The sequence below is a fragment of the Pseudomonas sp. W15Feb34 genome, assembly GCF_023127765.1.
GTDB lineage: Bacteria > Pseudomonadota > Gammaproteobacteria > Pseudomonadales > Pseudomonadaceae > Aquipseudomonas > Aquipseudomonas synxantha_A.
Map to the genome: position 1 here is coordinate 1 of NZ_SPKN01000012.1, position 19044 is coordinate 19044.

General features: G+C 61.4%; 19 protein-coding genes and 1 pseudogene. 13 read left to right on the forward strand and 7 right to left on the reverse strand.

Annotated elements, in window-relative coordinates; all coding sequences use genetic code 11:
- Positions 1-199 precede the first annotated feature (199 nt).
- Both E4O97_RS06590 and E4O97_RS06595 read right to left on the reverse strand, forming a co-directional pair.
- Positions 200-682: a copper chaperone PCu(A)C gene (locus tag E4O97_RS06590; protein WP_248131461.1), complete on the reverse strand. Its 483-nt coding sequence runs from the start codon at positions 680-682 to the stop codon at positions 200-202.
- Complete coding sequence (locus E4O97_RS06595) at positions 682-1290, reverse strand: SCO family protein (RefSeq protein ID WP_078821181.1); 609 nt, start codon at positions 1288-1290, stop codon at positions 682-684. The genes E4O97_RS06590 and E4O97_RS06595 overlap by 1 nt, the downstream gene beginning before the upstream one ends.
- Before the next feature lie 181 nt (positions 1291-1471).
- Here E4O97_RS06595 and E4O97_RS06600 point away from each other — a divergent pair, with 181 nt between their 5' ends.
- The 3 genes from E4O97_RS06600 (at position 1472) to E4O97_RS06610 (ending at position 3166) form a co-directional block, all read left to right on the forward strand.
- On the forward strand, positions 1472-1855 hold the full coding sequence (locus tag E4O97_RS06600; RefSeq protein WP_248160992.1) for a DUF2946 domain-containing protein: 384 nt from the start codon (positions 1472-1474) through the stop codon (positions 1853-1855).
- 62 nt (positions 1856-1917) lie between these two features.
- The gene (locus E4O97_RS06605; protein WP_078821183.1) at positions 1918-2463 is read left to right on the forward strand and encodes a putative natural product biosynthesis protein; all 546 of its coding nucleotides are present in this window, start codon (positions 1918-1920) and stop codon (positions 2461-2463) included.
- Positions 2464-2614: 151 nt separating this feature from the next.
- Positions 2615-3166 (forward strand): cytochrome b, encoded by a 552-nt coding sequence (locus E4O97_RS06610; protein WP_216091246.1) that lies wholly within the window; start codon positions 2615-2617, stop codon positions 3164-3166.
- 149 nt (positions 3167-3315) lie between these two features.
- Here the strand turns inward: E4O97_RS06610 and E4O97_RS06615 are convergent, their stop codons facing one another.
- Positions 3316-3792: a hemerythrin domain-containing protein gene (locus E4O97_RS06615; protein ID WP_078821185.1), complete on the reverse strand. Its 477-nt coding sequence runs from the start codon at positions 3790-3792 to the stop codon at positions 3316-3318.
- Between the two features lie 287 nt (positions 3793-4079).
- Between E4O97_RS06615 and E4O97_RS06620 the strand changes: the two genes are divergently transcribed.
- The gene (locus E4O97_RS06620; RefSeq protein ID WP_005788888.1) at positions 4080-4286 is read left to right on the forward strand and encodes a hypothetical protein; all 207 of its coding nucleotides are present in this window, start codon (positions 4080-4082) and stop codon (positions 4284-4286) included.
- A gap of 60 nt (positions 4287-4346) precedes the next feature.
- Here E4O97_RS06620 and E4O97_RS06625 read toward each other — a convergent pair whose 3' ends face one another.
- A complete protein-coding gene (locus E4O97_RS06625) occupies positions 4347-4907 on the reverse strand; it encodes a type 1 glutamine amidotransferase domain-containing protein (RefSeq protein ID WP_216091247.1) in 561 nt (186 codons plus the stop codon).
- 27 nt (positions 4908-4934) lie between these two features.
- Positions 4935-5438 (reverse strand): DUF4142 domain-containing protein, encoded by a 504-nt coding sequence (locus E4O97_RS06630; RefSeq protein ID WP_032880785.1) that lies wholly within the window; start codon positions 5436-5438, stop codon positions 4935-4937.
- A 199-nt stretch (positions 5439-5637) separates the two neighbouring features.
- On the opposite strand from E4O97_RS06630, the gene E4O97_RS06635 reads away from it, so the two are divergent.
- Both E4O97_RS06635 and E4O97_RS06640 read left to right on the forward strand, forming a co-directional pair.
- Entirely contained in the window at positions 5638-5847 is a 210-nt protein-coding gene (locus E4O97_RS06635) for a hypothetical protein (RefSeq protein ID WP_032880786.1), read from the forward strand.
- Between the two features lie 2 nt (positions 5848-5849).
- Complete coding sequence (locus E4O97_RS06640; protein ID WP_216091248.1) at positions 5850-6281, forward strand: DNA methylase; 432 nt, start codon at positions 5850-5852, stop codon at positions 6279-6281.
- Between the two features lie 99 nt (positions 6282-6380).
- Here the strand turns inward: E4O97_RS06640 and E4O97_RS06645 are convergent, their stop codons facing one another.
- Positions 6381-7166 carry a DeoR/GlpR family DNA-binding transcription regulator gene (locus E4O97_RS06645; RefSeq protein WP_248160993.1) on the reverse strand — a complete coding sequence of 262 codons (786 nt, stop codon included), beginning with the start codon at positions 7164-7166 and terminating at the stop codon, positions 6381-6383.
- 120 nt (positions 7167-7286) lie between these two features.
- On the opposite strand from E4O97_RS06645, the gene E4O97_RS06650 reads away from it, so the two are divergent.
- On the forward strand, positions 7287-8447 hold the full coding sequence (locus E4O97_RS06650; RefSeq protein ID WP_032880790.1) for an alpha-hydroxy acid oxidase: 1161 nt from the start codon (positions 7287-7289) through the stop codon (positions 8445-8447).
- A 191-nt stretch (positions 8448-8638) separates the two neighbouring features.
- On the opposite strand, the pseudogene E4O97_RS06655 reads toward E4O97_RS06650, so the two are convergent.
- Positions 8639-8827 (reverse strand): annotated as a pseudogene (locus tag E4O97_RS06655) (alpha/beta hydrolase); the annotation flags it as partial.
- Positions 8828-8936: 109 nt separating this feature from the next.
- On the opposite strand from E4O97_RS06655, the gene lexA reads away from it, so the two are divergent.
- From lexA to uvrA, 6 genes are all read left to right on the forward strand, one after another.
- Complete coding sequence (gene lexA, locus E4O97_RS06660; RefSeq protein WP_248160995.1) at positions 8937-9554, forward strand: transcriptional repressor LexA; 618 nt, start codon at positions 8937-8939, stop codon at positions 9552-9554.
- A complete protein-coding gene (imuA, locus tag E4O97_RS06665; RefSeq protein ID WP_248160996.1) occupies positions 9554-10168 on the forward strand; it encodes a translesion DNA synthesis-associated protein ImuA in 615 nt (204 codons plus the stop codon). Before lexA ends, imuA begins: the two co-directional genes overlap by 1 nt.
- Before the next feature lie 7 nt (positions 10169-10175).
- A complete protein-coding gene (locus E4O97_RS06670; RefSeq protein ID WP_032880794.1) occupies positions 10176-11591 on the forward strand; it encodes a DNA polymerase Y family protein in 1416 nt (471 codons plus the stop codon).
- A 22-nt stretch (positions 11592-11613) separates the two neighbouring features.
- Complete coding sequence (locus E4O97_RS06675) at positions 11614-14685, forward strand: error-prone DNA polymerase (protein WP_078821191.1); 3072 nt, start codon at positions 11614-11616, stop codon at positions 14683-14685.
- 101 nt (positions 14686-14786) lie between these two features.
- Complete coding sequence (locus E4O97_RS06680) at positions 14787-16499, forward strand: ATP-binding protein (protein ID WP_078821192.1); 1713 nt, start codon at positions 14787-14789, stop codon at positions 16497-16499.
- The gene (gene uvrA / locus E4O97_RS06685) at positions 16496-19015 is read left to right on the forward strand and encodes an excinuclease ABC subunit UvrA (protein ID WP_078821193.1); all 2520 of its coding nucleotides are present in this window, start codon (positions 16496-16498) and stop codon (positions 19013-19015) included. The genes E4O97_RS06680 and uvrA overlap by 4 nt, the downstream gene beginning before the upstream one ends.
- The last annotated feature ends 29 nt before the right edge of the window (positions 19016-19044 follow it).

The window sequence follows — 19044 nt, forward strand, 5'->3', positions numbered from 1 at the left end:
GCGAGGTGCCGAGTGGTGGGGCAAGAGCCCTTTGGTTACTTTGGGGCTCTTTTCCAAAGTGACCCGCTGTAAAAGCGGAACCAATATCAGCCGTTACCTAAATAACGGATATGTACTCGGCCTGATCCAACATCCTGGTCGGCCCCGAGGCCGCCATCGGGAGCAAGCCCCCTCCCACAGGACCGCCTACACAGGGCAATCAATGCATCTTGCTATGGTCCATCTGGCTGTGATCCATGCCGTCCAGGCCACGGGCATTGGCCGTCACCTCAACGGCCTGCTTTTCACCCTTGGCATTCTGCACCGTAAGGGTCAGCGGCACCTGGTCGCCTTCCTTGATCTGGCCGGTCAGGCCCATCAGCATGACGTGATAGCCGTCGGGGTCGAGCTTGACGGCTTTACCCGCCGGCAGCGCCAGCGACTTCACCGGGCCCATGCGCATCACGTCGTCCTTCATGCTCATCTCATGGATCTGCACGTCCTTGGCCGCCGGCGAGGCCACGCTGAGCAATTGGCTGTCGCTGTCGGCGGTGAGAGTCATGAAGGCACCGCTGGACGGCTGGCCCGGTACGGAGGCGCGCACCCAGGCGTCGGTCACTTGCACCTGGGCGCTGGCGTGGGCGGCGAGGCCGAGCAGGGTAAGGCCGAAGGCAAAGCGTTTCAGGTATTGAGCGGTAGTCATTAGCAGACCTCCATGACGGTGAGCAGGTCTTCTGCGCACTCTTGAGCGGTAAGGGATGCCTGCAAGCCAAGGCGCAGGTAGCCACGGGTGTCGAACACGAAGCTGGTGGCGGTGTGGGACAGGGTGTAGGTGTCGCCGGCGGGGATCTTTTCATAAAAGATCCCGAACTCCTTGGCGGCCACGGCGATTTCTTCCGGGGTGCCGTAGAGCGCTTCGAAGGTGGGGTCGAAAGCCTTGACGTAGTTGTTGAGAATCTCGGGAGTGTCGCGCTCGGGGTCCAGGGTGATGAACAGCACCTGCATGATCCTGCCCTCGCGGCCCATCAGCTTCTTGGCCTGGGCGGCGCGTGCCAGGGCTGTCGGGCAGACGGCCGGGCATTGGGTGAAGCCGAAGAACACCACCGGCATCAAACCGCTGTACGAACTCAGGGTGACGGTTTCGCCGTCGGTGTTCTTGAGCTTGAAGGTGCGGCCCATGATCTTGTCACTGAGGTCCTTGCCGTACTTGAAGTTCAGCTTGGGGGTGTAGTCACAGCCGCCCAGCAGGCTGCCCAGGCCCAACAGGCCCATGCCGGTCAGCACTTTGCGGCGGGTGAATAACGTACTCATCAACTATGCATCCTGTGAAACGCCTGCGAAGCAATGGAGCTGCCTCACCAGGCTTGGAAAAGGAGTAACGAGAAGGGTGCAGAGTCTATCAACCCTGGCCACTGCGCGTAATCTGCGACGTTCTGCCACAGGGGCGCACCGTACTTCATCCTTTTGCGGCTTCGGTGGTAGAGTCGCCGCCATGAAACTGCATCACTCTGACCGTTCGCTGATCGCCTGGGCCCTGTACTTCTGCGTGCTGATGAACCTGTTCGCCTGCGGTTTGGGGCACGGTCAGATGATGGGCCAGCAGCTCAACGGCATCGGTGGGCTGTTCTGTTCGGTAGAGGGTGGCCAACTGTCAATTTCCGACAAAGGGTTGGCTGATCCGAGTTCCAGCAACATCTCGAACTACTTTGCCTGCCCGGTCTGCAACGCCATTACCGTCGCTATCGTATTCCTGATCGGCCTGGCCTGGCTTCTTGGCCTCGGGCAAACCCCGCGCCCGGGCCATGAGCGGCGCAACAAGGCGCCACCGCGTTACTCCTGGCCCTCGGCCAACCCCCGCGCCTCCCCTGCATTCTGACGTATGCCTTGGGCCTCCTGAGACCAGGGGGCATTCTGCCGTCACGATTATGGGTGCTATCCATGAATCAACTATTGCCTGCAGGCGCCAGCCGCCTGGTCAGCAAGGCGTCCCGTCGCCTGCGCGCGGAGCCCGCGCTGCCCGACTACCCGAGTAATGCCCGTTGCTTTGTGCACCTGGATGCACGCCTGTTGCCCCATTGGCATACCTTGTTCGATATCTGCCCGGCATTGCTCAAGCTTGACCCGCCGGAGGGGCTGAACCTGTTCCGCAGCTTTATGACCTGGGCCTATCGCAATCAGCCGCCGTTGGATTGGACCTACCATCTGAACGTCTGCCGCTGGCTGCTGGGCTCGATGTACCGTGCGCAAATAGATAACGAGCCGATAGAAACCTTTATGGCTGCCGCGGCGGCGTGCTGGGTGACAACCGATCAAAGCCAGGCCCAGGGCGTGGTTCTGGCCTGGCAAGACGCACGGATTGTCGATTGGAAGGGCAGGCCGCTGGCTGATATCGAACGCCAGGTGTTGCCTGCCCCGGCAGGGGATTTTGCCTGGTGCCCGTTGACCCGCCAGGCCGGCTTCAGCGGCTGGCAACCGGTGCCTTGAAGTGCTGGTCGAACTATGACGTGAGGCGACGTAAGAAACGCGAACTTTTTGTAGGATGAAACTGTTTTTTCATACTGCTGATGGGAACGGTATTTTTTTACCCGCAAGAGTGCGATGTTCACGTTCGACGCCAAAAACACAAGAGGCTGCGATGAAGAAGATGTTCGAGACAACCCCTTTGCCCAGTGATCACTACGATGTTGTCAGTCGGGCGCTGCACTGGTTGATGGCCCTGGTTTTCACCTGGATCTATTGCACGGCGGTGGCCCACTACCTGGCTTCCGACTCTACGGTGGACAAACTGCTGTGGCCCTATCACAAGCCCACAGGGTTGTTATTGCTGGTGCTGCTGATACTGCGGGCCAGCTGGAACCTGTTGCACCGGCACCGTCGTCCTCCAAGCGTGAACCGCTGGTCATCGATCGGGCATGGCGCGCTGTATGCGCTGATGTTGCTGATCCCCGTGATCGGGCTGCTGCGCCAGTACGGCTCCGGTCGCGAATTTTCGGCGTTTGGCCTGACGATCATGGAGGGCCTGGAAGGCGAAAAGGTGCAGTGGATGATTGATCTGGGCCGCGACTTCCACAGCGAACTGGGGTGGACGATGCTGGTATTGATGGTCGGGCATATCGGCGCGGTGCTTGTGCATTCGCTGCGAGGCGAGCCTCAGGTATTGCGACGCATGTTTGGTCGTAGGGCTTGAAGCGCTGATGAGAGAGACGCAATGCCTGCACGCTTCACAGGCACCGCCATGTGGCCTTCAAGCGGATGTAGCGCACCACTCGATGCGCTTCACCCAGAGGTAGGCCGGGGCACCCTCGCGCGTATTACGGCTGATCGTACCTGGGCCTATCAGGCCGCAAGAGATTTACTGGTCGAGGATTTTTTGTAGGCCGCTTTCATCGCCTCCATTTCGGCCCCCAGCTCTTCAAGTATTGCCTTGCCCAGCAGTTTTTTCGCCTGGGGAAACATCTCCGTTTCTTCCTCTTCGATGTGGTGCTCAAGCAGTTCCTTGACCACTTTCACACGGCCTGAAAATTCGGTGGAGGAGGGTTCGGTCTGCTTCAGGTCGGGCAGCACCAGCGAGTCGACGGTACGGTGCTCTTCCTTGGCCTCGTGGTACATGATGTCTTGTTCCTTGCCACCGGCTTTTCTAAAAGCGGGATAAAGGATTTCTTCTTCGAGCTTGGTGTGCAGGGTGATTTCCATCTCGAGCTTGGCTAGCAACTCGGTGCGCTTTTTAACCCCGCGCTCGGTGGACTCGCTTAGTTGGGTCAGCAGGGTCTTGACGCGTTCATGGTCGGCTTTAAGCAGGTCGATGGCATTCATGTGCAACCTCACGGGTAGTTGTCGGGCATGTCGAAACGCACGCCTCGTAGTGAGGGAATTGCATCAGCCGTACCAACTTTAATAGGGGTTAAATAACTATTTAAATCAAATAGATAGGGGTCTATAGGGGCGGGTTCGTCGTGCAGCTTGCATGGTCTGGCCCTTTCGAGATTGCACAACGCACTCCTGCCGGTCACGTGCCGGGCTCGCGTGAGCGTTCCTGAAAATTCTAATGGAACCCTTGAGCGATCTGCTTGACCTAACCTTTAGACCTCAGGAGGTGAATCATGCAAATAGAATATATCTGGATCATATTGGCAGTGATTCTGCTGCTCTTGGAACTGTGGGCGATCAATATCGTCTTGCGCAGTACCGGTGGCTGGGAGACCAAGGGACTGTGGGTGGTGGTACTGGTTTTCGTGCCGCTGTTGGGGTTGATCGCATGGGCGATGTTCGGCCCCAAGCGCGAGATGGCCGAGCATCGCAAGAGCTGAGTCGGTGAGCCATATAAAAACAGGCGCCCATGGGCGCCTGTTGTCATTCGTTAACCATGATCAGCCGGCCACAGCTCTGGCAATCGCCTCATTGAACGCCGGCAAATCGTCCGGCGTCCGTGAGGTGATCAAGGTCCAGCCATTGGCTTTGCATTCCTTGACCTCAGCATCCACTACGCCCGCAGCGCCAGCGTTTTCCAAGTCGATGCGTACGCTTTTGTACGAGGTCAGGGTTTTGCCCTTGACCAGGCCTGCGTCGATCAGCGCCCACGGGCCGTGGCAGATCGCTGCGATGGTCTTGCCGGCCTGAGCGAACTCGTTGATCAAGCGCAGCGCCGCGGCATCCTGACGCAAAGTGTCGGCATTCACCGTCCCGCCCGGGATGACCAATGCATCGAAGTTGCTGCCGACCACATCAGACAATTGCACATCGGACTCAACTGTCCCGTCCTTTTCGGTATCGCCGACAAAGGTCTGGGTGGTGCCGCCCTTGCTGGAGGCGTGCGTCACCGTCGCGCCATAGCCACGCAGGGTTTCCAGGGGTTTGAGCAGCTCGTCGCGCTCGATCCCGGTGTTGGACGTGATGACGAGGATTTTCTTACCCGTGAGTTGCGAACTCATACTCAGATGCCTCCGGTGTCAGGTTGATTATTTGGCGTATTTGCTTTGCAGTTCCTTGGCCATTTTCAAGTGAGCTTCAAGGGTTGGCAGCGTCTTGGTGGCGAAAGCCTTCAGCTCGGCATTGTCCGAAGAGGCCGCTTCTTTCTTGAACAGTTCTACGGTTTTTTCATGGGCGGCCACCTGGTTGTTGGCGTAGGCCTTGTCGAACGATTCGTCGCGCATTTCCAGAATCGCTTTCTTCGCCTTGTCGGTCAGGGCGGCGTCATCCGGAACCTCGATATCGAGTTTTTTTGCCAAGGCCATCAGCTCGTTATTGGCTTTGGTATGGTCGGTCACCATATGCTGCGCAAAGGTTTTTACGTCTGCCGAGCTGCTTTTTTCCAGCGCCAGCTTGCCGGCTTCCACCTCGGTAATACCGCCCTCGGCGGCGTTGTCGACAAAGTCGTTGGACGTGGCCGCCATAGCGGTCGAAATCGAGCCGGCAACGAGTGCGAACGTCAGGCCCATTTGTTTCATCAGTCGAGTTGTCATGGTGTCTCTCCTCAGGAAATGGCGCGATGCCGTACCCAAGTGTTGAGCGGGAGGGCGAGCAAAAGGTTTATTTTTTTTTTTGCGCGTGTTTGCCCAGCGGTAGGGTGTGGCAATTTCCTTGAACCAATTCAAATTCAGTGTGTTCTGCTGCATAAGGCCGCCACTGTTTGGAAGGCCGTTATAGGCAGGAGATTGCACTGTGAACGAACACAAGAGCGCCGATAAAACCCCCGACCCCGTCAGCTCTGAAGACGCGCAGAAGGGTAAGGCTGAAGGTTTGAAAGGGCAGACGCTGGAGCGTGCGAACCCGAAGACCGAAACCATCGACAAAGTGGTGACACCCACCTCGATCAAGGACATTGAACGCCAGACGGATGCGATCAACGAGAAGCTCGACAAAGGGCATTGAGCATGGCCCGCTCCATCAGCGCTGCCCAGTTGGGCATCGAGCTAAAACCCGATGATGACGCCAGTCTGTTCAAGTGGTTCATCGCCAGCTTCCTGATGGGCAAACGCATCCAGGCGCCCATCGCTGCCCAGGCTTACAAGGTGATCGTTGAGGAGGAGGGGCGTGATACGCCGCGCAAATTGCAGCACTGTACATCGCGGGAGTTAGTGGCGATGTTGGGGCGGGCGCATTACGTGCGGTATGACGAAACCACGGCGCAGCGCCTGTTGGACCTGAGTGCCCGGCTCAATGCCGATTACGGCGGCAAGATTACCGGGATTCGGCAGGCCAGCGAAGATCGCCAGGCGTTTGAACAACGCTTGGCGGCGTTCGACGGCGTAGGTCCCAAGACGGTCGAGATTTTTATGCGCGATGCCGCGGATGTGCTGTTCTGAGCCTGCGTGTGATGTCCAGCGGCAGGTTTTTGCTTTTCTGTAGGAGCGAGCTCGCTCGCGAAAAACCGGAGAGCGCCGCATTCATCAGTCGTTGCTGCGTCACTGAACCATCACCCGCTGCACCTCCAAGCCCAATTGCTCATACGCCTCCACCCCCGGCGCATCCCACTCGGTAATCAGCGTATGAATACGGCTGCACGGTGCCACCACAAACGGTTCCACTGCACCGAGTTTGTCTGAGGTTGTCACTGCAACCACTTGGGACGCGCTGTCGATCAAGGCTTGCTTGACTGCCACTTCGGCAAAATGCAGCGAGGTAATGCCCACTTGCGGGTGCAGTGCGCAGACGCCGGTAAACAGCAGGTCGGCCTTGACGCTCTGGATCAGGCGCAGCGTTTCATGGCCGCCGGTTGAAAGGGTGGCGGGATTGAGTTGGCCGCCGGCCAGGATCACCGTTACATGCGGATGGTCCGCCAGGGCGATGGCGATCATCGGTGATGGGGTGACCACCGTCAGGTGAATGTCGTGCGGCAGTGACTGAGCGATCTGCAGGGTAGTGGAGCCGGAGTCGAACAGTACGATCTGGCCGTCTTCAACTCGCTCGGCCGCCAGGCGCGCGAGGTGGCGTTTGACCTCGGTGGTTTCGCCGACACGAGTGAAGAAATCCTTGCCGGTGTCCTTGGGCCGGGGCAGGGCGCCGCCGTGTACGCGCTGCAGTAAACCGGCGGCGGCGAGTTCGCCGAGGTCGCGGCGAATGGTGTCCTGGGACACGGCGAAATGCTCGACCAGCTCGGAAGCCATGACCTTGCCGTCGCGTTCGAGCAACAACAGAATTTTTTGTTTGCGCAGGGAAGGCAGGTCAATGGCTTGATGGGTGTTGTGCATGTTTGTGCGCTGTTTTGCGGGTTTGTGCGAGATTAATCGTCGGGCGCGTTAAACGCAACGGCTGGTTGCGTGGGCGATGGCCGGTTACTCTCTGTGTTCAGTTCAGGGAGAGGTGACCCGATGTCGTTGATCACAACCATCGAAGACTTACGCAAGCTGGCGCAAAAACGTGTGCCCCGGATGTTCTACGACTACGCCGATTCCGGCTCCTGGACTGAGAGCACCTACCGCGCCAATGAAAGCGATTTTGCGCGCATCAAGTTCCGTCAGCGCGTGGCGCGCAATATTGATGAGCGTTCGATCCGCGCCAGCATGATTGGCCAGGACATGGCCATGCCCGTGGCCCTGGCACCTACCGGCCTGGCAGGCATGCAACATGCCGATGGCGAGATCCTGACCGCACGAGCCGCTGCGGCGTTCGGCCTGCGCTACACCTTGTCGACCATGAGTATTTGCTCGCTGGAAGACATTGCCGAGCATGTCGGCCAGCCATTCTGGTTCCAGCTTTATGTGATGCGCGACCGTGGGTTTATCGAGCAACTGATCGAACGCGCCAAGGCTGCCGGGGTGGATGCGCTGGTGCTGACGCTGGACTTGCAGATCCTGGGGCAACGCCACAAGGACTTGATCAACGGCTTGTCGGCGCCGCCCAAACTGACCCTGCCCAATATCCTCAACATGATGACCAAACCGCGCTGGGTCATGGGTATGCTCGGCACCCAGCGGCGTGGCTTCGGCAATATCGTCGGGCATGTGAAGGGTGTGGCCGACATGAGTTCGCTGTCGTCCTGGACTGCCCAGCAATTTGACCCGCGCCTGAGTTGGGACGATGTGGAGTGGATCAAGCGGTGCTGGGGCGGCAAGTTGATCATCAAGGGCATCCTTGACGTGGAGGATGCGCGCCTGGCGGCCGACTCCGGCGCGGATGCGTTGGTGGTGAGCAACCACGGTGGTCGGCAACTCGATGGCGCGCCGTCGAGTATCAGCCAGTTGCCCGCCATTGTTGAGGCCGTAGGCAACCGTATTGAAGTGTGGCTCGACGGTGGTATTCGTTCCGGCCAGGACGTGCTCAAGGCCATGGCGCTGGGCGCCAGGGGCACCATGATCGGTCGCCCGCACTTGTATGGCCTGGGGGCGATGGGTGAGGCGGGCGTGACTAAGGCGCTCGATATCATCGCCCGTGAGTTGGACGTGTCGATGGCGCTGTGTGGCTATAACGATATACGCGATGTGAACCGCGAAATTTTGCTGCCTGGCACCTTTCCTGAAAGTGCTGCCTGAGCAAAAAAACGTAAAAATATAAAAAGAGTTGTCCACGAAAACCGTGGGTATCTCTGTGGATAACTTTGCAAAGGCCCGGCTGCGTTGGCGATTTGCGTGAAGATCATTATTTGATCAACTTGTGTTTCGGGCCAGTATGGGCAGGGTTTGCGCTTGACAGCCAAACGCGAACCCAGTGTCGAAAAGTGTATTTATGACGCGTTGTCGCGCCCTGTGGAGTGTGTCACTTCCCGGGCGGGTATCTGCGTGCGCATCAGGTTTTCCAGCGCCTTGCCATAGTTGCGAGCGGCCAGGCTCATGCTGTTGTTATGGCTGGCACCGGGCACCCATAACAATTGCTTGGGTTGCTGGGCGGCTTCAAATAATTGCTGGCTGAAGCGCGTGGTTACGTGCGGTAGCTACAAAGTTGTGTAGATATTTATGCGGTGATGACCAGGCAGTTGATCGCCGACTGACGGTTGTTGTCAGAAGTTTCCTACAGGAGTACAAATGTACTCCATGACCAACCTGACTCCCCGCCGTACCGCCATCCTGACCTTCATTCGCGAGCGCATCGCGCACCAAGGCCAGCCCCCCAGCCTCGCCGAGATCGCCGAGACGTTCGGCTTCGCCTCGCGCAGCGTCGCCCGCAAGCATGTGGTGGCCTTGACCGAAGCCGGTTTCATTGAGGTCAACCCCAACCAGGCCCGTGGCATTCGTTTGCTCAATCAACCCGCGCGTCCCGAGTGGCTGGATGTCCCGGTACTTGGCCGCGTGGCGGCTGGCCGGCCCATCGGTGCCGATGCGGACGTGCACAGCCACTTGCAACTGGATCCGGCCACTTTCGCCAAGACCCCTGACTACCTGCTGCGAGTACAGGGCGATTCGATGATCGAAGATGGCATTCTCGACGGCGACCTGGTGGGCGTACGTCGCAGTGCCGAAGCCTTGAACGGGCAGATTGTGGTGGCGCGTCTGGATGGTGAGGTCACCATCAAGCGCTTCGAGCGCAACGGCGAGCGGGTGCGTTTATTGCCGCGCAACCCGGCATATCAACCCATTGTGGTCGGCCCCGACCAGGACCTGGCCATCGAAGGGGTGTTCTGTGGCCTGGTGAGGCAAGGCTGATGGGCGCCGTGGTTGCCCTGGACTCGCTGTTCAATGGCGGGCGAATCTGGAAGGGCCGGCCCGCCGCACCACCGGCCAGCGTGCACCCCACGGGGCTGGCGGCGCTGGATGCGGTGCTGCCCACTGGCGGCTGGCCGGAAGCGGCCTTGAGTGAAATCCTCATGGCCAAGGACGGGGTGGGCGAATTGCAACTGGTGCTGCCAACCCTGGCACGCTTGTCGGCCCTGGGTGAGCGCATTGTGCTGGTGGCGCCGCCCTATACGCCGTATCCCCATGCCTGGCAGAACGCCGGGGTAGATGTGCGTCAGCTTTCCATTATCCAGGCCCAGGAGCGCGATGCGCTGTGGGCGGTGGAACAATGCCTGCGCTCCGGCAGTTGCGGTGCGGTGTTGTGCTGGCCGCGCAAGGCCGATGATCGGGCCTTGCGGCGCTTGCAGGTGGCGGCGGAAACCGGACAGACCCTGGCATTTGCCTGGCGCTCCTTGAATGAGGCGGTCAATGCCTCGCCCGCGGCCTTGCGCCTGGCGGTCGAGGCAAAGCCTGCACAAGTGCGCGTGCTCAAGTGCCGAGGCGGGTTGGCCCATCCGGCACCGATTGCCCTGGCGGGGCATTGAGGTTGCCATGCGTTGGGTCTGTATCGTATTCCCGCAATTGGCGCTGGACGGGGCGCAGCGTGTGCATCCCGAACCTGACCAGCCTCTGGCACTGCTGGCCGGCACGCCGCAGCGGCGTGTGCTGCAAACCGTCAACGCCGCCGCCCGTGCCCTGGGCTTGCGCCCTGGTCAATCGTTGACGGCAGCCCATGCCCTGGCCAAGGGCTTTGCCTGTGTGGAATACGACCCTCTGGAAATCGAGCGCTTGCAGCAGTTGCTTGCCGCCTGGGCCTACCGTTTCAGTTCCCAGGTCAGCCTGTATTACCCGCGCGCCTTGTTGTTCGAGATCGAATCGAGCCTGGGCCTGTTTGGGCCCTGGTCGCAGTTCGAGGCGCGCTTGCGCAAGGAGTTGACCGACCTTGGCTTTCGTCACCGCATCGTCGCAGCGCCCAATCCGGCGGCGGCGCGGGTGTTGGCAAACCTTTACGATGGCCTGGCCGTGGCCGATGACAACGCCTTGATGCAGGCCCTGGCGCCACTGCCTGTCGACCGCGCCGGTCTTGACCCGCAGGCCGCCACCGCCTTGTCACGCATGGGCCTGCGCACCCTGGCCCAGGTGCAGGCATTGCCGCGGCATACCCTGGCGCGACGTTTTGACGCCAGCCTGCTCAAGCACCTCGACGCCCTGAGCGGGCAACGCCCCTTGGCCCTGGCGTTCTATCAGCCGCCGGACCAGTTCGAGGCGCGCATCGAGTTGAACTTCGATGTGCAATCCCACCAGGCCTTGCTGTTTCCATTGCGGCGCTTGACCGGCGACTTGTCGGCCTTCCTTTGCGGGCGCGACAGTGGCGTGCAGCGCTTTGACCTGCACCTGGAACATGCCCAGGCGCCCGACAGCGTGATCAAGGTGGGCTTGCTCAGTGCCGAGCGTGAGCCTTTGATGCTGTTCGAACTGGCCCGTGGCCGCCTGGAACAGGTCCAGGTCACCTCGCCGGTGCGCGGTTTGCGTCTGGTGGCCGAGGACTTGCCGGTGTTCGTGCCCCAGCGCCAGGACCTGTTCGACGACCGCCCGCAGCAAACCCTGCCGTGGGAACAATTGCGCGAACGCTTGCGTGCGCGCCTGGGGGATGAGGCGGTGCAGGGCCTGCGCTTTCACGCTGACCATCGTCCCGAATGCGCCTGGCAAGCCGCGACCGACAGCCGTCCATGCCCGAGCTTGAACAAGGTGCGGCGCCCCGGCTGGTTGCTGTCCGAACCGACGCTGCTGGCCGAGCAGGGCGTGCACATTCTGATGGGCCCGGAGCGCATCGAATCCGGCTGGTGGGATGGCGCCGATATCCGCCGCGACTATTACCTGATCCAGACCCGCGCCGGCCAGCAAGGCTGGGCCTACCGCAATGTGGGGTGCAGCGATGGACTGTGGCTGCAAGGCTGGTTTGCATGAGCTCGGTAGGAGCGAGTAGCGCATGAGTTACGCCGAACTGCATTGCCTGTCCAACTTCAGCTTCCAGCGCGGTGCCTCCAGTGCACTGGAGCTGTTCCAGCGGGCCAAACACCAGGGCTACAGCGCCCTGGCAATCACTGATGAATGCACCTTGTCGGGCATCGTACGGGCCTGGCAAGCAGCGAAAGCGGTGGATTTGCCGCTGATTATCGGCAGTGAAGTGCGCATCGAAAACGGCCCCAAACTGGTGCTGCTGGTGCAAGACCTCAACGGCTACCAGCATCTGTGCCGTCTGATCACCCTGGCCCGTCGCCGTGCTGAAAAAGGCCGTTACCGCCTGCTGCAGGAAGACTTCGAGCAACCATTGCCCGGCCTGTTGGCGCTGTGGGTGGCGCAGGACCATGACACCCAGGCCTCGATCCAATGGCTGTGCCGCACTTTCAACGGGCGCCTGTGGCTGGCAGTGCAGTTGCATTGCGGCCAGGACGATGGGCGCCACCTGGAGCAGCGCCTGGACCTGGCCGCCCGGTTGCAGATCCCGGCGGTGGCTTGCGGCGATGTGCACATGCATGCTCGTGGCCGCCGTGCCCTGCAAGACACCATGACCGCCATCCGCCATCACGTCGCGGTGGCCGACGCCGGTACCTTGTTGCATCCCAATGGCGAGCGGCACTTGCGCAGCCTCGATGCCCTGACCGCGCTGTACCCGCAAGCGCTGCTTGACGAAACCCTGGCGATTGCGCGGCGTTGTACCTTCGACCTCAGCCAGTTGCGCTATCACTACCCACGCGAACTGGTGCCGACAGGTCATGACGCCGCCTCCTGGTTGCGTGCGGTGACCGAAGAAGGCATTGCCCGGCGCTGGCCCGAGGGCGTCGATGCCAAGACCTTGCAGCAGATCGACAAGGAACTGCTGCTGATCAGCGAGTTGGGCTACGAAAGTTATTTCCTCACGGTGCACGACATCGTGCGCTTCGCCCGCAGCCGCTCGATCCTGTGTCAGGGCCGTGGCTCGGCGGCCAATTCGGCGGTGTGTTTTGCCTTGGGTATCACCGAAATCAACCCGAGCTTGAGCGACTTGCTGTTCGAGCGCTTCCTTTCCAAAGAGCGCAATGAACCGCCGGACATCGACGTAGACTTCGAGCACGAGCGCCGCGAAGAAGTGCTGCAATACGTATTCCAGCGCTACGGCCGCAATCGTGCAGCGTTGACGGCGGTGGTCAGCAGCTACCACGCCGCCGGCGCAGTGCGCGATGTAGCCAAGGCCCTCGGGCTGCCACCAGACCAGATCAACGCGTTGGCCGACTGCTGCGGGCGCTGGAGTGATGACGCGCCACCTCTTGAACGCCTGCGTGAAAGCGGTTTCGATCCGGACAGCCCACTGCTGCGCCGCGTGCTGACGCTCACCCGGCAACTGATCGGCTTTCCCCGGCACCTGTCCCAGCACCCCGGCGGTTTCGTGATTTCCGAATACCCGCTGGACACCCTGGTACCAGTGGAAAATGCGGCCATGGCCGAGCGCACCATCATCCAGTGGGACAAGGATGACCTCGATGCCGTCGGCCTGCTCAAGGTGGATATCCTCGCCCTCGGTATGCTCAGCGCAATCCGCCGCTGTTTCGATTTGTTGCGTCGGCATCGCAACCTGGATTTGAGCCTGGCAGGCATCCCAAAGGAGGATCCGGCGACCTACGCCATGATCAGCAAGGCTGACACCATCGGCGTGTTCCAGATCGAATCGCGGGCGCAGATGTCGATGTTGCCCAGGCTCAAGCCGCAAACGTTCTATGACCTGGTGATCGAAGTCGCCATCGTGCGCCCTGGGCCGATTCAGGGCGGCATGGTGCATCCGTATTTGCGCCGCAGAAACAAAGAGGAAGCAGAAACCTATCCTTCACCCGAATTGGAGGCCGTGCTCAAACGCACCTTGGGTATCCCTTTATTCCAGGAACAAGTGATGCAGATCGCGATGGTCGCCGCCGACTACAGCCCTGGCGAGGCCGACCAGTTGCGCCGCTCCATGGCCGCCTGGAAACGTCACGGTGGCCTGGAGCCGCACCAGAAGCGGCTGCGCGACGGTATGCTCGGCAACGGCTACACCGAAGCCTTTGCCGCGCAGATTTTCGAGCAGATCAAAGGCTTTGGCAGCTATGGTTTCCCCGAGTCCCACGCGGCCAGTTTTGCCCTGTTGACCTACGCCAGTTGCTGGCTCAAATGCCATGAGCCGGCGGCCTTTGCCTGCGCCCTGATCAATAGCTGGCCCATGGGTTTCTACAGCCCGGACCAGATCCTGCAGGACGCCCGGCGCCATCGCTTGCAGATTCGCCCGGTGGATGTGCAGGCCAGTGACTGGGATTGCAGCCTGGAGCCCATCGACGGCCAGCAACCGGCGATTCGTATGGGCTTGCGCATGATCTCGGGGTTTCGCGAGGACGACGGGCGGCGTATCGAAGCCGCACGCCACCGGCAACCGTTCAGCGACATCGCCGACCTGGACGCACGCGCCGGCCTGGATGCCCGGGCCCAGGCGCTGCTGGCGGATGCCGGTGCGTTGCGCGCCCTGGCCGGCAACCGACACCAGGCGCGCTGGGACGTGGCCGGTGTGCACAAGCAGCTCGGCTTGTTTGCCGGCCAGCCAGGTCAGGATGAAACCGTGGTGGCATTACCCGCGCCCAGCGTAGGCGAGGACCTGCAAGCCGATTACGCCACGCTGGGCACCACCCTTGGGCCGCACCCCTTGGCCTTGTTGCGCGCCGAGCTGCGCAAGCGACGCTGCCGCAGTTCCCAAGAGTTGCTGGCGGTGGCGCATGGGCGCAATGTGAGCATCGCCGGGTTGGTGACCGGTCGCCAGCGCCCTGGTACGGCCAGTGGCGTGACCTTTGTCACCCTCGAAGATGAATTCGGCAACCTCAATGTAGTGGTCTGGCGCGACCTGGCCGAGCGCCAGCGCCGGGCGCTGGTGGGGTCGCGCCTGCTCAAGGTGGATGGGCGCTGGGAGGCGGTGGGCGAGGTGCGGCATTTGATCGCAGGGCGCCTGACCGATTTGACGCCGCTGTTGGATGGCATGGTGGTGCGCAGCCGGGATTTTCATTGAGTTCAGTGGTTTCTGCATTCCAGCGTACACAAGATGAAACCATCCACCGTCGGCGCGCTCCAAAACTTGCGATCGTCCTCTCCTGCGCACAGAGCCCAATGATGCAATTTTTATCCAACCCCCACGGCTGTGAAGGCTGGGCCGGCGAAATGGCTCAGCGGATACGCACCTTTGACTGGTCAACTACCGACCTTGGCCCTTTGGATCAGTGGTCCACAAGCCTGGCTTGCACCGTGCAAATGATGCTGGCCTCACCCGTACCGATGGTGATGCTGTGGGGGCAGGCGGGGTACATGATCTACAACGACAGCTATTCGGCATTTGCCGGCGGGCGCCATCCTTACCTGTTGGGCACGCCGGTGGAACTGGGCTGGCCGGAAGTGGCCGAGTTCAATCGGCATGTGGTGGATACGTGCCTGGCGGGCGGTACCTTGTCGTTCAATAACAAGGAACTGGTGCTGTCGCGTCACGGCCGACCGGAAAGCGTGTGGCTGGACCTCTACTACAGCCCGGTGGCGGGTGACAACCAGCAGCCGGCCGGCGTGCTGGCGATTGTGGTGGAAACCACCGAGCTGGTGAAGTCCGAGCGGGTGCGCCAGGAGCTTACCCATAATCTGGAGCAACGCGTGGCCGCCGAGGTGCAGGCGCGCTCTGCCGCCGAAGACCAGTTGCGCCAGTCACAAAAGCTGGAAGCGATTGGCGGCCTGACCGGGGGCGTGGCCCATGACTTCAATAACCTGCTGCAAGTGATCGCCGGCAATCTGCATTTGCTTGCCCGGCATGAGCCGGACAATTGCCAGGTGCAACGTCGCGTGAACGCGGCCATCGCGGCAGTCGAGCGTGGGGCCAAGTTGTCATCGCAATTGCTGGCGTTTGCCCGTCGCCAACCGTTATCACCCGCGGTGTACAACCCGCAGCGCATTTATGCCGGCCTGGGCGAGTTGCTGCAACGGGCGCTGGGGGAAACCATCCATATCGACGTGCAATTGCCCCAGGACTCCTGGTGCATCAATGTCGACCGCAACCAGCTGGAAAACGCCTTGCTCAACCTGGCTATCAACGCCCGGGATGCCATGCAGGGCGAAGGGGTGATTCGGATCACCGGGGAAAACGTCATCCTCAACCCTGACGATTGTATCGGCAAAAGCATCAAGCCCGGCGAGTACGTGCGCCTGGCGGTGGCTGACACCGGTGTGGGCATGTCCCAGGCCACCCTCAAGCGCGCCTTCGAACCCTTCTTTACCACCAAACGCGAAGGCCACGGCACCGGTCTGGGGTTGAGCATGGTGTTTGGTTTTGTGCGCCAAAGCGGCGGGCATGTGGATATGTGGAGCGAGGAGGGCAAGGGCTCACTGGTGCAGATGTACTTCCCCCACAGCCTGGAGCCCGAGTGCCTCGACGACTACAGTGACGTGGACCCGCAAGGTGGCGGCCAGGAAACCATCCTGGTGGTCGAGGACAACGAAGGCGTGCGCCTGACGGTGGTCGAGTTGCTGCAGCAGTCGGGTTATACCGTATTGACCGCCGAAGACGGCGACCGCGCGATGCAGGTGTTGCAGCGCGGCGCAGCGCCGGACCTGATCTTCACCGACGTGGTGATGCCAGGCCGGGTCAAGAGCACTGACCTGGCCACTTGGGCGCGTACGCAGAACCCGCCGGTGGCGGTGCTGTTCACCTCCGGCCACACCCGCGACATCCTGTCCTCCAATCATTTGCTCGGCGCCGACATCCACTTGCTGAGCAAACCCTACAGCCCCGAGGCCCTGACTCAACGCGTGCGCAGGGTGCTCAGTGCAAGACAAGGTTGCCCATGACATCACAGCGCAACATCCCTGCGGTTACCGCCCAGCAACCGGGCTTTGTCAGGGTGCGTGGCGCCCGTGAACATAATCTGCGTAACGTCGATGTGGATATTCCACGCGATGCCCTGGTGGTGTTTACCGGGGTATCCGGCTCCGGCAAATCGTCCCTGGCGTTTTCCACCGTGTATGCCGAGGCGCAGCGTCGCTATTTCGAATCGGTGGCGCCCTATGCGCGACGCTTGATCGACCAGGTGGGCGTGCCGGATGTGGACAGCATCGAGGGCTTGCCGCCGGCGGTGGCCCTGCAACAGCAACGCGGCACGCCGAGTGCGCGCTCTTCGGTGGGCAGCGTCACCACGCTGTCGAGCTTGATCCGTATGCTGTATTCACGCGCCGGCAGCTACCCGCCGGGGCAGGCCATGCTGTATGCCGAGGACTTTTCCCCGAACCTGCCCCAGGGCGCGTGCCCGCAATGCCATGGCTTGGGCCGCGTGTATGAAGTGACCGAAGCGCTGATGGTGCCCGATCCGTCCTTGACCATCCGCCAGCGTGCGGTGGCGTCCTGGCCGCTGGCCTGGCAGGGCCAGAACCTGCGCGACATCCTTGTGACCCTGGGCTATGACGTCGACATCCCCTGGCGTGACCTGCCGAAAAAACAGCGCGACTGGATCCTGTTCACCGAAGAAACCCCCACCGTGCCGGTATACGCCGGCTTTACCCCGCAGCAGACCCGCGATGCGTTGAAACGCAAGCTCGAACCCAGCTACCAGGGCACTTTCAGCGGCGCACGGCGCTACATCCTGCACACCTTCGCCCATACCCAAAGCGCGCTCATGAAAAAGCGTGTGTCGCAGTTCATGCAAGGCAGTGCCTGCCCGTTATGCCACGGCAAGCGCCTGACCCAGGCGGCACTGTCGGTGAAGTTTGCCGGGGTGGATATTGGAGAGTTGTCGCAACTGTCCCTGGCGCAATTGGCCCAATTGCTGCGGCCGGTGGCGGCGGGGCAGGACAAGATGAAATTGTCGGTGGAAAAGCGCCTGGCAGCCCAACGCATCGCCCAGGACTTGCTCGAGCGGGTGAACACCCTGATCGAGTTGGGGCTGGGCTATCTGTCGCTGGAACGCAGCACGCCGACCTTGTCCTCCGGAGAGTTGCAGCGTTTGCGCCTGGCCACCCAGTTGGGCTCACAGCTGTTCGGCGTCATCTATGTGCTGGACGAGCCCTCGGCGGGTCTGCATCCGGCGGATGGCGAAGCGTTGTTCAGTGCGCTTGAGCGCTTGAAGGCCGCGGGCAATTCATTGTTTGTAGTGGAGCACGACCTGGAAACCATGCGCCGCGCCGACTGGTTGATCGACGTGGGCCCGGCAGCCGGTGAACATGGCGGGCAGGTGCTGTACAGCGGGCCGCCTGCGGGGTTGGAGGCTATCGAGGCGTCGCAGACCCGTGAATACCTGTTTGCTCCACAGCGCCCGGCCAACGTGGAGCGGCGCGCGCCCACTGCCTGGCTGAAGCTCGAAGGCGTGACGCGCAATAACCTCGATGACCTGAAGGTGGACTTCCCGCTGGGCTGCTTTACCGCGGTAACCGGTATTTCCGGCTCGGGCAAATCCAGCCTGGTCAGCCAGGCGTTGCTGGAGCTGGTGGCCACGGGCCTTGGGCGCGTGCTGGAAAATGACGACGAGCCAAGCCTGGAAGACGCCGCACCGCAAGCCAGTGGCGGGCGCATCAGTGCCGGGCTGGAACACATTCGCCGCCTGGTGCAGGTGGACCAGAAACCTATCGGCCGCACGCCGCGCTCTAACCTGGCGACCTACACCGGGCTGTTCGACAACGTGCGCAAGCTGTTCGCCGCTACGCCGGCGGCCAAGAAACGCGCTTACGACGCCGGGCAGTTTTCGTTCAATGTCGCCAAGGGGCGGTGCCCGAACTGCGAGGGTGAAGGCTTTGTCAGCGTTGAGCTGCTGTTTATGCCCAGCGTGTACGCGCCATGCCCCACTTGCCACGGTGCGCGTTACAACCCCGAAACCCTGGCGATCAAATGGCAGGGTTTGAACATCGCCCAGGTGCTGGGCTTGACGGTCGAGCAGGCAGTGGAAGTCTTTGCCGAGCAGCCTGGCGTACTGCGCTCGCTGCAGGTGCTGCGCGATATCGGCCTGGGCTATCTGCGCCTTGGCCAGCCGGCCACCGAACTGTCCGGCGGTGAAGCCCAGCGCATCAAGCTCGCCAGCGAACTGCAACGCAACGCCCGCGGCGCTACGTTGTATGTGCTCGACGAGCCGACCACCGGCTTGCACCCCAAGGATGTCGATCGCTTGCTCAGCCAGTTGAATCAACTGGTCGATGCGGGGCATACCGTGGTCGTGGTCGAGCATGAGATGCGCGTGGTGGCCCAGAGTGACTGGGTCATTGATATCGGGCCGGGGGCAGGGGACCTGGGCGGGAAGGTGGTGGCGTGTGGTACGCCGCACAAGGTTGCCAAAAGCAAGCACAGCCGAACCGCGCCTTATCTAACCCAGGCGCTGATCTAGCAGTTGTTGATGACCAAATGTGGGAGGGA

Coding starts and splice junctions, on each gene's coding strand:
- E4O97_RS06590 (WP_248131461.1), bottom strand. CDS start 682: ATGACTACCGCTCAATACCTGAAACGCTTTGCCTTCGGCCTTACCCTG.
- E4O97_RS06595 (WP_078821181.1), bottom strand. CDS start 1,290: ATGAGTACGTTATTCACCCGCCGCAAAGTGCTGACCGGCATGGGCCTG.
- E4O97_RS06600 (WP_248160992.1), top strand. CDS start 1,472: ATGAAACTGCATCACTCTGACCGTTCGCTGATCGCCTGGGCCCTGTAC.
- E4O97_RS06605 (WP_078821183.1), top strand. CDS start 1,918: ATGAATCAACTATTGCCTGCAGGCGCCAGCCGCCTGGTCAGCAAGGCG.
- E4O97_RS06610 (WP_216091246.1), top strand. CDS start 2,615: ATGAAGAAGATGTTCGAGACAACCCCTTTGCCCAGTGATCACTACGAT.
- E4O97_RS06615 (WP_078821185.1), bottom strand. CDS start 3,792: ATGAATGCCATCGACCTGCTTAAAGCCGACCATGAACGCGTCAAGACC.
- E4O97_RS06620 (WP_005788888.1), top strand. CDS start 4,080: ATGCAAATAGAATATATCTGGATCATATTGGCAGTGATTCTGCTGCTC.
- E4O97_RS06625 (WP_216091247.1), bottom strand. CDS start 4,907: ATGAGTTCGCAACTCACGGGTAAGAAAATCCTCGTCATCACGTCCAAC.
- E4O97_RS06630 (WP_032880785.1), bottom strand. CDS start 5,438: ATGACAACTCGACTGATGAAACAAATGGGCCTGACGTTCGCACTCGTT.
- E4O97_RS06640 (WP_216091248.1), top strand. CDS start 5,850: ATGGCCCGCTCCATCAGCGCTGCCCAGTTGGGCATCGAGCTAAAACCC.
- E4O97_RS06645 (WP_248160993.1), bottom strand. CDS start 7,166: ATGCACAACACCCATCAAGCCATTGACCTGCCTTCCCTGCGCAAACAA.
- E4O97_RS06650 (WP_032880790.1), top strand. CDS start 7,287: ATGTCGTTGATCACAACCATCGAAGACTTACGCAAGCTGGCGCAAAAA.
- lexA (WP_248160995.1), top strand. CDS start 8,937: ATGTACTCCATGACCAACCTGACTCCCCGCCGTACCGCCATCCTGACC.
- imuA (WP_248160996.1), top strand. CDS start 9,554: ATGGGCGCCGTGGTTGCCCTGGACTCGCTGTTCAATGGCGGGCGAATC.
- E4O97_RS06670 (WP_032880794.1), top strand. CDS start 10,176: ATGCGTTGGGTCTGTATCGTATTCCCGCAATTGGCGCTGGACGGGGCG.
- E4O97_RS06675 (WP_078821191.1), top strand. CDS start 11,614: ATGAGTTACGCCGAACTGCATTGCCTGTCCAACTTCAGCTTCCAGCGC.
- E4O97_RS06680 (WP_078821192.1), top strand. CDS start 14,787: ATGCAATTTTTATCCAACCCCCACGGCTGTGAAGGCTGGGCCGGCGAA.
- uvrA (WP_078821193.1), top strand. CDS start 16,496: ATGACATCACAGCGCAACATCCCTGCGGTTACCGCCCAGCAACCGGGC.